Genomic DNA, 13,538 nt, shown 5'->3' with positions numbered 1-13,538 from the left:
TCAGTATCCTTCTCTCACGTTATATTTTTATCGAAAACAAATACCGAAACTGCAATATCTTCTTCTACTTTCATATCTGAAAACAAATTCACTAATTTTGCTCCAACAAGTTCCTCCAAATGTTCACGGGAATTCGCAGCATACACCTCTTGAATCATTTTCGTTCTAGCCATATGGACCATTTCCGCACCGTCCATCGTACTTGAAATAAATTTTTCAGTAGGTGTTAAGTTTCCATAAAGAGTCGCTATAGCCATATTTTCTGCAAAAACAGTATGAATTCGTTCTGGTCCTTTTCCGAAAAGTTCTTTTCGAAGTTTTCGTATCATATCATTAAATTCATGTACTTTTTTTGACATACAATTATACCTCCCAAAAGCCTCATTTTACTTTATTATATATTTTACCAAAATGAGCCTTCCGCCCAAACTATTTCGTACAAATATTTAGGCGGAAAGGTTCACTTCATGAAGTTTATTCGTCTTTTAACCCTTTCCCCATACCTTTTAAGAAATGAAGCCCAAACCCGATAGCACGGTTAATATCTGGGTCTTTCAATACTTTCATAAGATCGAATACCCCTACTTTTTTATTACTTTCTAGATGTTCATTACCTTCTTCTAGCCCGACTAATAAACTACCTATAAGCTTTTTCGTAAGTTCTGGGTCAAGTTCAGTTAACGCCCCTGCAGCACCCATCATATTATTAATTAAATTTGTAACAGGCTCACGAGTTACTTGACCTAGAACGATCTTTGCAATTGGTTCTTTCGCTTTCAGCATAGAATTTGCAGCTTCTAGCATTCCAATGTCATTTAATTCCCCTACTATATTAAACATCTGATTTAGAGCTTCTTCATTATTAGTTAAAAGCTCCTTTAAATCATCTAATTTTTGCTGTTTTATTTCTTCCTCAGTTAATTCTTGTTTTTGAATCATTTTTATAGGTGCAGCCATAGTTTTCTCCTCCTACTTATCCGTTAAATGCACATACCCTGGACGTGCCCACTTACGATGTACCTCAATTCCAGCTTGAGGGTGACGTTTTTTATTGCGTGGGTTCGCTTTTGGCATCGGATTTTCGCCATCAACTTCTAACACTTCCATACGTACTTTCGTTTGTTTATACGCAGGTGTATTCGTACGTACGTCCACAGCGGGGCCTGTTAAGAAATTAATTGCCGTTTCGTTATCTGTAGAGTTCATCGGTAAATATAACTCATTCGCTTTTACACGATCCGTAACGAGTGCACGTAATTTTAATGCTCCAAAAGGAGAGACAAGACGAACTAACGAACCTGTTTTTACGCCACGTTCTTTTGCAAGGTCTGGAGAGATTTCAACGAAAACACCAGGTACTTTCGTTTGAATACCTGTTGATTTATTTGTCATATTCCCTTCATGGAAATGCTCAAGCATACGACCGTTGTTAATGTGAAGGTCAAACTCGGCTGGAAATTCAGCTGGACGTACCCAGTCAGCAATCGCAAAACGAGCTTTTTTATCTGGGAAGTTAAATCCATCTTGGAACAGAAGTGGTGTATTTGTTCCATCAAAACTTCCCCAATGGAAACTGTTCCATCCTTCAAGAACTTCATAGTTCGCTTGCGAGAATAATGGTGATAAACTTGCCATTTCAGCAAAGATTTCACTTGGGTGGCTATAATTCCAGTTTGCCCCTAGTTTATTCGCAACCTCCTGGACGATCCACCAGTCTGGTTTCGCATCTCCTAGCGTAGGAAGAACTTGATATAATCTTTGGACACGGCGCTCTGTATTTGTGAAAGTACCTTCTTTCTCAAGAGATGGCGCTGCTGGTAATACAACATCTGCATATTGAGCAGTTTTAGAAAGGAAAACATCTTGCACAACGAAGAAATCAAGGCTCGACAACACTTCATGTACATGATTTGCATTAGAATCTACAAGAGCCATATCTTCTCCGACAAGATACATTGCTTTCATTTTTCCTTCGTCAATTGCATGAAGCATTTCAATATTATTAAGACCTGGTTCACTATCAATTTTCACTCCGTAAGCAGTTTCAAATTTCGCACGTTCCATTTCGTTAGTAACGTGCTGATATCCTGGAAGCCATCCTGGTAAAGTACCCATATCACAAGCACCTTGTACGTTATTGTGACCTCGAAGTGGGTATGCACCTGCTCCTGGACGACGATAGTTCCCTGTTGCAAGAAGTAAGTTTGAAATTGCAGCGGAAGTATCAGAACCACCTGTATTTTGCGTTACCCCCATACCCCAAAGGATACATGTACCATCTGCATCACGAATCATTTCAGCCATTTGAATAAGTGTTTCTTTTGAAATACCTGTTACTTCTTCTGCATATGCAAGTGTATATTCTTCTAGACTTTCTTTGAAATCTTCAAAGAAGTTTACATTCTCATTAATAAATTCCTGATCATGCCAACCTTGATCAATCATATATTTTGTAACAGCCATTAACCAAACTTGATCTGTTCCTTGTTTTGGACTAATAAAGACATCTGATCGCTCTGCCATTTCTGTTTTACGAAGATCAGCTACAATTAACTTTTGTCCGTGTAATTTATGTGCACGTTTAATACGTGTAGCTAGAACAGGATGACCTTCTGTCGGATTACATCCTACAATAATAACAAGACCAGATTGCGCAATATCTTTAATCGTTCCTGCATCACCGCCCATACCAATTGTACGGAACAAACCATCCGTTGCTGGTGATTGGCAATAACGTGAGCAGTTATCAATATTATTCGTTCCAAATACTTGTCGAGCTAATTTTTGAATTACATAATTATCTTCATTTGTAATTTTAGAGGAAGAAATAAATCCGATAGAACCTTTACCGTACTCTTCTTTAATAGTACCTAATTTATTTGCAACTACATTCAGTGCTTCTTCCCATGTAGATTCAACAAACGTTCCATTTTTACGAATTAAAGGTTTTGTTATTCGTTCTTTAGAATTTACGAAATCCCAACCAAATTTCCCTTTTACACAAGTGGAAATTGCGTTAACTGGTGCATCTGAAGATGGCTGTACTTTAAGGATTTTACGCCCCTTCGTCCACACTTCAAACGAACAACCTACACCACAAAATGTACATACTGTTTTCGTTTTCTTCGTACGAGTATCACGCATGGCCGCTTCCACTTCTGATACTGCAAAAATACCGCTATATCCAGGCTCAACTTCTTTAATTAAATCTACCATCGGTTCAAGAATATCTGGTTTCAATCCCGTCATAAATCCAGCTTCACCGAGCATCGTTTTCTCCATTAAAGCGTTACAAGGACAAATCGTTACACATTGACCACAGCTAACGCATGAAGAATCATTAATATTTACTCCTTCATCCCAAATAACTCGTGGGCGTTCCGCTTCCCAGTCTATCGATAACGTTTCATTTACTTGTAAGTTTTGACACACCTCAACGCATTGACCGCATGCAATACATTGATTAGGATCATAGCGATAAAACGGATGCGTCATATCAACTTCACTTACATCTACTTTCGGTTCATACGGATATTTTTGATGTTCAATTTCCATTAATTCTGCTGTATTATGCAGTTTACAGTTCCCATTGTTGTTGTCACATACTGTACAGTATAATAAATGATTTTCTAGTAACCGATCCATCGCCTCTGTTTGTGCTTCTTTTGCGCGAACAGAAGCACGTTCAATGCTCATACCTTCCGTTGCTATCGTCGAACAAGAACGCATTAACTTTCCGTCAACTTCTACAATACAAGTGTCACATGTTTGAATAGGATCTACTTCTGGCACATAACAAATTTGCGGATGTTCAATCCCGTTCTCATTAATAACACCCAATATCGTTGAACCGGGCTCCGCTGTATACTTTTTTCCGTCAATTGTAATATGAACCATGTTGTTATTCATGGTCTTTCCCCCTTTTTGAGAATAAAAAAACTCCACCACGAAAATATACGCACCATATTTCGGCACGTTATTATCATGGTGGAGTAGTTTATTAGCACATCTTGCTAAAATACCAATCCATTTATTCATAAATAAAACGATAGAGTCATAACAGGTCATATCACGATTCCATCTTTAACACTATAATTATAGCGTTAAAGTTAAAAATATACAATATAAAATTTAAACTACGCATATGTCAGCTTGTAACTATCCATAATAACCCATATAAAACATAACAAGGAGTAAGCGAACAAATGGGGTCTTTTAATAAATGGATGCGTGGTGAAAAATCTTTTTCTACCCAAGAGCAAGCTGATTACGCATTAAATAAATCTATCTCTTCTTCCCTTTCCCTTAATTTAAAGCACTTGTCCAAACTGTTTAGCGGTATTCCAGAATTAATAACACGCACTTTTCCATTAAAAAACGGACAGGAAGCTGCACTTATATATATGGAAGGACTTGTAGACAAAACTGTTATTAACGTAAACATTCTTCGTCCTCTCTTATTTAAAGAGTGGAATGAAGACGATTTTTGGGAAGCTTCTGTTTCTATCGGAAATATAAAAAAAGTTCAACAGTGGACAGACATTGAACAATCTCTTTTACACGGCAAAAGTATTTTATTTATAAACGGGCAACTATCCGCTTTAGAGCTTGATACGCAAGCGGCACCAAAAAGGAGTATTGAAGAACCTACAACAGAAAGCTCCATAAAAAGCTCACACGAAGGATTTAATGAAGTAGCGAGCGATAGCCTTGCACTTATTCGTCGATATATTCCAAATCGCGAATTGAAAGTGAAGGAATTCACTGTTGGTGAACGAGCTACTTCAAAGGTTTTTTTGCTTTATCTAGCAGATGTTGCGAACGAAAATGTCGTAAAAGAAATGGCATCCCGTATCGAGTCAGTAAAAGTTGATGCGATTCTTACTACTGGTGAATTAGAGGGGTTTGTTGAAGATAATTCCTTTACTCTCTTTCCGCAATTATCAATAACTGAACGCCCTGACACAACAGCACATCATATTCTAGATGGGCGAATTGCCGTTATTGTAGATCGCTCACCAGGCGTATTAATAGGACCTATGACCTTTTCATCCTTTTTCCAGACGATAGATGATTACAGCTTCAGACCTATGATTCCATCTTTTATACGACTCCTTCGTTTCACTGGACTATTTATTGCAATATTTGCTCCTGCTCTTTATATTGCTATGATTTCCTTTCATTATGAAGTAATTCCACTTAAATTATTGTTAACAATTGGAGAATCTCGAGCCAAAATTCCTTTTCCGCCTATATTAGAAGCACTTTTGATGGAATTAGTACTTGAAATGCTACGCGAAGCTGCAGTTCGACTTCCCGGTCCCGTCGGACAAACAATTGGCGTCGTAGGAGGGATTGTCATTGGACAAGCTGCAGTTCAAGCAGGAATCGTAAGTAATGTTATGGTTATCGTCGTATCTATTACCGCAGTCGCTTCTTTTATCATTCCCAATCTGGAAATGTCAGCAGGAGTTCGGATTCTTCGCTTTCCAATGATGATAATCGCTTCTTTATTCGGAGTCATTGGAATTATGGTTGGAATGTCAGTTATCATCATCCATATTCTTTCTATGGACTCACTTGGTGTTCCTTACGGTAGTCCTTTTTCTCCATCATTTGCTACGGATTTAAAAGACGTTCTTGTGCGTTTGCCATGGAAACTAATGAAGAAACGACCACTATCCCTTAACTTAAAACAAGAAAATCGACAACCGGATATAGAAGAAAAGGAGGAAGATAAGTGACAAAGCGTGTAAAGAGGGAGATTAGTTTATTTCAATACATTTTAACGATTAGTGGTGTTCAAGTAGGATTCGGTGTACTTACACTGCCACGTGAAGTGGCCCAAGGGGCGAATACAGATGGCTGGATGTCTATTATTATAGGATGCGCTATCACTACTTTAGTCAGTCTATGTATTGTAAAAATCATGGAGAAGCATCCTGGTTACCATTTACTTGATGTGCTAACTCGTTATCTTGGAAAATGGTTAGGAAGAGTAGGAATGATTTTTTGGATTTTATATGCTGTTCTTGCAGCGGTTTCTTTAATTTTTTCCCTCTTATACGTTATTAACATTTGGATTTTGCCTAGATCTCCAATGTTTTTAATCATGATGCTATTATCTATTCCAATGGTAATGCTCGCATGTAAAGGTGTTCTTATTATTAGCCGCTATGCTGTTTTTACTGTCTTATTTACACTCTGGATGCCATTACTATTATTTATCCCACTTAAAGATGGGCATTGGATCTATCTTCTTCCTCTCCTTAAAGAAGGATGGATACCAGTTTTCAACACAGTAAAATCAACTATTATTGCCTTTCTCGGATTTGAGTTTGCATTCGTCCTTTATCCTTATCTCAGTAATAAATCATCTGCAAAAAAAGGGATTGTTATTGCAAATATGATTACTTTATTCGTTTACCTGCAAGTGACGTTCGTTTCTTTCCTTTATTTTAGCCCAGATGGTATAACTAAGTTTTTATGGCCTACCCTTTCTCTCGTTACACCATTTCACTTTTCTTTTCTGGAACGATTTGAAATTATCTTTTTGTCATTTTATCTCTTTATCATTTTTGATTCTTGCATTCCTTATATTTTTACTGCTTCAGATGGAATCAATCAATTACTTAACAAAAAAGGGAGTTCATTACCTATTTGGTTTTTATTATTCGGTTGTACTTTCATTCTGTTCTTTTATATCCCTTCCTCTTATCAAATAAGTGCGTTGCGAGAATTTTGGGGAACTGCAAGTTATTTTATCGTTTTTCTATTCCCAGTCGTATTTCTCTTATACATGACACTTTATCAGCATTGGAAAAGGAGAAGAGTTTAAATGAGGCGCTTTATTCATTTCACTATACTTTACTTTCTCATAACCTTTTTAACAGGCTGTGGAGATCGACTCGACTTAGAAAAACAATCAATTTCATTAATTTACGGCTTTGACGCAAAAGCAAAAGGAAAATTAATTGTGTACCACGTAAATCCTATTTTTAATGAAGACGTAGAAAAAAAGTACGAAACACATGAAGCGAAAGTACGTACACCTCGAGAAGCAAAAGCAACGTTTAATAGTTCAAGTGGCGGTTTAGTATCTACAGAAAAGTTACAGCTCATTTTATTTAGCACAAATTTTTTAAAACAAGAAGGGGCTATGCCTTACCTTGATGTTTGGTATCGTGATCCTAAAAACACTGGAAACATGCGCATGGTTGCAGTAGACGGTCCAATTTCTTCAGTTATATATAATAACTTTAAAGATAAGCCTGCCCTTCCCGAGTATTTAACAGATTTAATTAATACGAACAAACTGTACAATCGGACCGTTTTTACGACATTCCATGAATTTCACAGGCAAACGTTTAATAAAGGTATAACACCTGCTATTTCAGAAATAAAAAAAGGTAAAAAGGATGTTATCGTTACCGGTTCCGCGCTATTAACTTCTCGCGGAATTTATAAAATGTCATTAAATCGTTATGAAAGCGCCCTTCTTCTTTTGTTACAAAAGAAAGCGAATACACCGGTTTCGCTTACTTTGAAAATCCCTTCTACTTCAGTTGAAAGTAATAGTGATTTAAAAGATACCGATGGCGGCGATTTCGTAACAATAAATGTTCTTAGCATGGATCGTGATATCCATACAGATTATAGCGATAACCACTTCAAATTTCATGTTAAAATGGATTTGAAAATTGCTGTCTCTGAACTTACATTCAATATGGATATAGACAAAGATAGAAAGAAATTAACTTCTCTTATTACAAAACAACTAAACAAAGATTTGAACGATTTAATCCACAACATTCAAAAACAGCAACTTGATCCATTCGGATTTGGTGATTATGCGAGAGCGTTTCAATATAAAGAATGGAAACAAGTCGAAGATGATTGGCCGAGTGCCTTTTCAAAAGCTAATGTGAAAGTGGCACCAACTATTAAAATTTTAGAAAATGGGATTATTAAATAGAAAAAACACGCTACTTGTTCTTATATGAATAAGTAGCGTGTTTTCATTTCCATTACAAGTATTATTTCAATGGACTATACTTTATTTCTATTTCTAACATTACTATGTTTTTTAGCATATACAAAATATATGAAAACCCCTATTATAATCCATGCCACAAAACTAATTAAAGTAAGCTTAGAAAGGTTCAATGCCAAATATATACAACTTACTATTGAAACGATAGGTAAAAAAGGTACTAGAGGGGCACGGAATGGCCTCTTCATATTAGGATGTGTCTTTCTTAATACAATGACAGCTATAGATACAAACACAAATGCTGTTATCGTTCCCATATTCACTAAATTAGCTAATAAATTCAAATCCACTAATCCCGCTAATAAAGCTGCTAGTATACCTGTAACCCACGTATTAAAAAATGGAGTTTGTAAACGTTTATGGACACTTGAAAGTCTTTTTGGTAACAGTCCATCTCGACTCATCGAGTAAGATACACGAACAAATGCAAACATAGCTACTAACAGAACTGTTGTTAGCCCTGCTATCGCTCCCACCGATAACAACCCAGCAATTCTATCTTCTCCTACAGTGCGCAACGCATATGCAACCGGATCAGCAACATTTAATTCCGTAAACGGAACCATTCCAGTTAGCACGAATGAAACACCTACATATAGAACTGTACAAATGAACAAGGAAACAAGTAGCCCAATTGGCACGTTACGTTGTGGACGCTTCACTTCCTCTGCGGCTGTTGCAACTGCATCAAATCCTAAAAAAGCAAAAAATACAGTAGCAGCGCCCCCTACCACACCGTGAAAACCAAACGGTAGAAATGGTTGCCAATTCTCTGGTCTTACATATTGTGTCCCTACCACAATAAATCCTACAATAACAGCCAGTTTAATAATAACCATTATATTATTAATTCGTGCACTTTCTTTTGCACCACGGCTTAATAAAAATGTAACAACTAAAATAATAAGAACTGCTGGTAAATCAATGATTCCACCCTTCCCCATTCCTGGTGCCGAAGCAAAAACCGTAGGAATGTGAATATTAAAACCTAGTAGCAATGACTGAAAATATGCTGACCAGCCTGCTGCAACCGCAGAAGTCGCTAATAAATACTCCAGCATAACACACCAGCCAACTATAAATGCAAAAATCTCACCTAGTGTCATATATGTATATGAATATACACTTCCCGAAACTGGAACTGTAGATGCAAATTCAGCATAACAGAAAGCTACACATGCACATATAATTGCCGCTAATACAAAAGATAATACAATCGCCGGACCAGCATGTTTCGCTGCTACAATACCAGTTAATACGAAAATACCTGTACCAATAATTGCTCCAATACCTAAAAGAGTTAAATCAATCGCTCCTAAAGTTTGATTCAATACTTTTTTCTTTTCTTCATCCATTGCTTTCTTTATGAAAAGACTCATTCTTTGAAACCTCTTTTTCAAGTTTATCTCTTACTTGTTACATTCTTTATTACTGTTCTATTTTAAAAATAAAAATATACATAGTTCACTTCCCCTATAGACTTAGTAACCCGTCTCAATAAAAACAGAAAAATCAATCTCTTTATACCGTATTGAATTTTCAAAATATTAACCATACCAAAAAACCATTAAGAATGCTGATTGAATTTATCATACAATTAATTATATTGTCAATAATAAATCACTCAAAAATAATCGGCTGATTATGTATCAAATGTTATTTTTATACATAATTATTTTCTCAAAAACATTGTTGTTTTCCACCTTAATATTCATATGCATTTTATTACATTGATTTTCATACAATTTTCATTACATACAATGTAATGAAAATCATAATAACCTCAAATGAATTATTATTCAAAAATAATAATTCATTTGAGGTTATTTCACCATTTTAATACTAACAAAAAAGTGCAGATTTTCATCTGCACTTTTTTTATTCTTCCACTTCAGCTTCTGCACTACTATTTTCAAGATGCTCCTTCTGAGCTTCCTCTTGCAACTCTGCTGAAATCATCCCATAATAAAGTTCCGGATATAACCCAAATATTTGATATACACTTCCTAAAAACGGCATCAGAATCCCTCTTTTCTAAAGTTGTATTGCCACTTTTAAGGATTCCCTTTTCATTCACTATACATTCGTTTTTGGCGTTTCTTCTTCATCTTGAATACTTAATAAATTTTGCCATTTTTTATACGGAGCGCTATTTGGATCTACATATCCTTTCGCATGCGAGCGATCCCACAATTGTTTAATAAACATTTCTTTCTCTTTCTTTGCAACCATATCAGCACCTGTGCCGTAATAGTTCTGGAAATACAACTCGATTTCATCAAGGAATAGTCTTAATAATTCATCTGATGTTTCTTCTAATGTCGGATCATACTTCGCTTCACGGTCATACATTAAAATCATGTCTAAAAGATTGTGGACATGTTCTTTTCTAAGCCATCTTACATCTTGGGCTCCTAATACGAACGGATGTGTATATAAATGTCCACCTTGTATCATCGCCTTTTCTTGCTCTTCTTCAAATCGTGACAAAATGTTTTCATAAATAAACGGATTATGAAGCAATGCTCTGTGTAATTTATAACTTTCGCTTGAAATATTTTTTCCCATCGACTGAATTAAAAAGCTACGTCCCACACCGTTATATTGATACACAAACTGTCCATCAACAGCAACTAAACTAATCCAGCGATACATATATGCGTATAGTAATGCACGATTACATTTATCATAATCTAATTTTGTTTGAGTCGCATTCAAATCTGGCATAAAGGCTGGTAAGTGCCAATACTTATCTAAATGCGGCGTTAAACTAGATTTTTTACTATTTAATTTGTTTACACGGCGATAATACGATTGGAAATAGTCACCTTTATCATTCATAAATCCGTTTGAAATATGTCCTGATGATAATTTAGGAAAATCTTGCAGCGATAAGCCATAATGTGCTCGATAACAGATCACTTCAAATGGTGAAAAGGCTTCGTGTACTGTATCTTTTTCTTTAAACATTTCTTGAATCAATTCCTCTTGCAGCTCTTTCTTTAAAGAAGGATGTATACCCCAATATTGTAATTCCCTATGATGAGCAACTTTCGGAATGAACGGACTTGCTAAATGGAACAGGTCTTCAATTTTTTCACGCACGTATTCATCGCGATCACGTTTCTTATAATCTGCTTCTTTTCGCAACGCTTCAATAATATTCAATTCTAATTTATCACGATAGCGTACTTGCAGTTCGTCATAACAATAGCTCAGTATATGTTCGCGATAGAAATCCTCTACCTTTTTCGACTGAATCTCTTCTGTTTTCGCATCACGACAATATTCCCCGTACAAACTCATATAAATTTCCGCTGATATATCTTTCGGTAGTACACCTAAATTTAAATGTTGCTGCATATCTTGCCATATCTTTTCTTGCAGCTGTTCCTCAGCTAATACATATACATTCGTCGGGTTTGTTTTCCCTTCAAATTCCTTACTGCGCTTTTGGATTTCAAACAGTAAATTTTCACGTGTTTCATGTAAATTATCAAAAAATCTTTCCCAATATTGAATCATTTTATTAACTGCTTGATATAGCGATTGATATACAAGTTCTAATAGCATTTCTTTTCGATATTCATTTAATTTGTGTACATATTGCGTTATGATGTCTTCAAATTCTCTTTTGAATAAACGTTGCTGATTATTAATCATTTTTCCAAACCAGCCTTGTTGTTGAGCAATTTCTACTCGGCGTACAGCCGTTACCGTTCCATCGATATTACCCACATTAAATTTTTTATCGTAGTTTTGAATTACATTACGCTTTTGTTCATTATTTTCATGTAGTCGATTCATTTTTTCCACTAACTGCTTTCGAATTTCATATAACATAAAACGTGCTGCTACTGGGTGAACTGGATCTGTTTTCTTTAAAAACCATGTATTTAATTGATAGGACTGCCCTTCAGAACCACTTGGTGAAAAGCGGTCTGATTCAATCATGTCATATAAAAGTGTCGTTACATGTTCATGTACACGGCTCGGAATCGCATACGCATATAAACGAACCGCATGATCCACTCTTGCCACTTCACCTTTCATTTGTTCCATCATTTTCAGTTTCGCAGCTGAAATTTTACACTCATGTTGCAAACGATTTAATTCCTCATCTCTTTGCACCGTTCGTTGTACATAACTTTCTACAGCTTCTAAAAACAGTTTTGATTTCGCAACTCCGAGCTTACCACCCTCTGCTCCTTCACGTGTTTCATTGTACATTTGTCTATAGAAAATATGAGCTTGCTCTGGACGGGTAGCAAGATGTTCCAAGTCCTCTAAATAACTTTTACCTCTCTCCGGCTTTTCACGCTGCATCCCACGTTTTACATCTTGGTCATATCTTTGCTTCTTCTCTTGAAACAGTTGATCTAAATGAAGCCACGATTCATCTAAACCTTGCACAGCCCATTTTAAAGCACAATATTTTAACACATGCTCATACGGATAAATGAGTTTTGCCGTTCCTGCCCCGCAATATCGTCCTTTTCCGCTTGATTCTGCTAATTGCTGAATTTGATTGTCTTCTTGTGCAAAATGACTTGTGGACATCGGGCTAAATAACTGTAAATAAATTGTATTTGCCATCTGTTCCATATAATCTGATAAATTGTGTAAATGGTGTCCATGTAGGTTTTCATAATCGTATAAGAAACAATAATTGTACGGTAAATGATGTTGTTTAATTGTATGATTCGTTCTTCCATCTTCATCTACTTGATCAGGGCGATACTCTAATTCAATTGTTACACCGCCGCGTTTTGATAATTCTCCAGTAGAACCGAGCGTAATAGCATGTAATTCTTTTAACGATGCATAGCCGTTCGCTTGCACCGTTTCAAACTCTTTCCCACTAACTGTTCTCGTCTTTACTAAAACATCCGGCATTAAAAACGCACCGCGTATTAAAATGTTATGATGCTGCAATTTCTTCCGAAGCATTTCACGTAAATATAATGCAATTTGCAGAAACATCCCCGAACCTGTTCCGCCTGCTAGTGATGTTACTATAATGACACGCACACCATATTCTGTTTGATCACTTGTAACCGGAAAAATTTTCTCAATTTCTTGCCAAAAGGACGTTAATTTATCTTCTTTCATCGCAGCACGTAACGCTAAACGTGAAATGACGCGTAACTGTCCTGCTCCTTCTGTTAATGGTTTATCAAGTATAGTCGGATCCATCGGAAACCACTCTGGGATTGTTGGATCTCCTGCAATATACTCCCTGGGCGTTTTACTAGAACTCGTTTGTGTCTTAAACTTTCGAATATGATCAAATTTACTCAATGTATTCACATCTGTATCAAATACGTGCATTGCTACCTTTTTCCGGCGCTCTTCAGGTAATTTTTCATATATTTGATGCGTCACAGTACTACCGATTCCACCTAAACCAATTAATATTGTTGGAACTTGTAATGTCATGTGAACCACCTTCCTATTCTTGCTTGTTTGAAAAAAGGGAAAGAGA

General features: G+C 36.2%; 9 protein-coding genes. 3 read left to right on the top strand and 6 right to left on the bottom strand.

The features are described 5' to 3' along the window. Window positions 1-14: 14 nt before the first annotated feature. The 3 genes from D1166_RS14305 to fdhF all read right to left on the bottom strand — a co-directional run bounded on the left by D1166_RS14305 (window position 15) and on the right by fdhF (window position 3,909). Window positions 15-359: a Na-translocating system protein MpsC family protein gene (locus D1166_RS14305; RefSeq protein ID WP_000039582.1), complete on the bottom strand. Its 345-nt coding sequence runs from the start codon at window positions 357-359 to the stop codon at window positions 15-17. Window positions 360-474: 115 nt separating this feature from the next. Continuing rightward, on the bottom strand, window positions 475-957 hold the full coding sequence (locus tag D1166_RS14300; protein WP_000729897.1) for a helical membrane plugin domain-containing protein: 483 nt from the start codon (window positions 955-957) through the stop codon (window positions 475-477). Window positions 958-969: 12 nt separating this feature from the next. Then, window positions 970-3,909 carry a formate dehydrogenase subunit alpha gene (gene fdhF / locus D1166_RS14295; RefSeq protein ID WP_001063642.1) on the bottom strand — a complete coding sequence of 980 codons (2,940 nt, stop codon included), beginning with the start codon at window positions 3,907-3,909 and terminating at the stop codon, window positions 970-972. A gap of 296 nt (window positions 3,910-4,205) precedes the next feature. On the opposite strand from fdhF, the gene D1166_RS14290 reads away from it, so the two are divergent. Genes D1166_RS14290 through gerSC form a run of 3 tightly spaced genes read left to right on the top strand, consistent with a single transcriptional unit; the run spans window position 4,206 to window position 7,975 of the window. After that, window positions 4,206-5,744 (top strand): spore germination protein, encoded by a 1,539-nt coding sequence (locus tag D1166_RS14290; RefSeq protein WP_000534528.1) that lies wholly within the window; start codon window positions 4,206-4,208, stop codon window positions 5,742-5,744. After that, entirely contained in the window at window positions 5,741-6,838 is a 1,098-nt protein-coding gene (locus D1166_RS14285) for an endospore germination permease (RefSeq protein WP_000167070.1), read from the top strand. Before D1166_RS14290 ends, D1166_RS14285 begins: the two co-directional genes overlap by 4 nt. Further along, window positions 6,839-7,975 carry a spore germination protein GerSC gene (gerSC, locus tag D1166_RS14280; RefSeq protein ID WP_001252211.1) on the top strand — a complete coding sequence of 379 codons (1,137 nt, stop codon included), beginning with the start codon at window positions 6,839-6,841 and terminating at the stop codon, window positions 7,973-7,975. It begins immediately after the preceding gene. A gap of 74 nt (window positions 7,976-8,049) precedes the next feature. On the opposite strand, the gene D1166_RS14275 is transcribed toward gerSC, so the two are convergent. The 3 genes from D1166_RS14275 to D1166_RS14265 form a co-directional block, all read right to left on the bottom strand. Further along, entirely contained in the window at window positions 8,050-9,432 is a 1,383-nt protein-coding gene (locus D1166_RS14275) for an APC family permease (RefSeq protein WP_000051665.1), read from the bottom strand. A gap of 499 nt (window positions 9,433-9,931) precedes the next feature. Then, window positions 9,932-10,072, bottom strand: a complete 141-nt coding sequence (locus tag D1166_RS14270; protein ID WP_001116193.1) for a hypothetical protein — start codon at window positions 10,070-10,072, stop codon at window positions 9,932-9,934. Between the two features lie 57 nt (window positions 10,073-10,129). Next, window positions 10,130-13,492, bottom strand: coding sequence for a tubulin-like doman-containing protein (locus tag D1166_RS14265; RefSeq protein ID WP_000175129.1), 3,363 nt, complete (start codon window positions 13,490-13,492; stop codon window positions 10,130-10,132). Window positions 13,493-13,538: the final 46 nt, after the last annotated feature.

Origin of the sequence: Bacillus sp. ISO11 (assembly GCF_003458115.1) — a bacterium.
Taxonomy (GTDB): domain Bacteria; phylum Bacillota; class Bacilli; order Bacillales; family Bacillaceae_G; genus Bacillus_A; species Bacillus_A cereus.
This window is presented reverse-complemented; position numbering and strand designations above follow the sequence as displayed.

What these genes read in the sequence shown, in the direction of transcription:
- D1166_RS14305 (WP_000039582.1), bottom strand. Translation starts at nt 359, where the DNA reads ATGTCAAAAAAAGTACATGAATTTAATGATATGATACGAAAACTTCGA.
- D1166_RS14300 (WP_000729897.1), bottom strand. Translation starts at nt 957, where the DNA reads ATGGCTGCACCTATAAAAATGATTCAAAAACAAGAATTAACTGAGGAA.
- fdhF (WP_001063642.1), bottom strand. Translation starts at nt 3,909, where the DNA reads ATGAATAACAACATGGTTCATATTACAATTGACGGAAAAAAGTATACA.
- D1166_RS14290 (WP_000534528.1), top strand. Translation starts at nt 4,206, where the DNA reads ATGGGGTCTTTTAATAAATGGATGCGTGGTGAAAAATCTTTTTCTACC.
- gerSC (WP_001252211.1), top strand. Translation starts at nt 6,839, where the DNA reads ATGAGGCGCTTTATTCATTTCACTATACTTTACTTTCTCATAACCTTT.
- D1166_RS14275 (WP_000051665.1), bottom strand. Translation starts at nt 9,432, where the DNA reads ATGAGTCTTTTCATAAAGAAAGCAATGGATGAAGAAAAGAAAAAAGTA.
- D1166_RS14270 (WP_001116193.1), bottom strand. Translation starts at nt 10,072, where the DNA reads ATGCCGTTTTTAGGAAGTGTATATCAAATATTTGGGTTATATCCGGAA.
- D1166_RS14265 (WP_000175129.1), bottom strand. Translation starts at nt 13,492, where the DNA reads ATGACATTACAAGTTCCAACAATATTAATTGGTTTAGGTGGAATCGGT.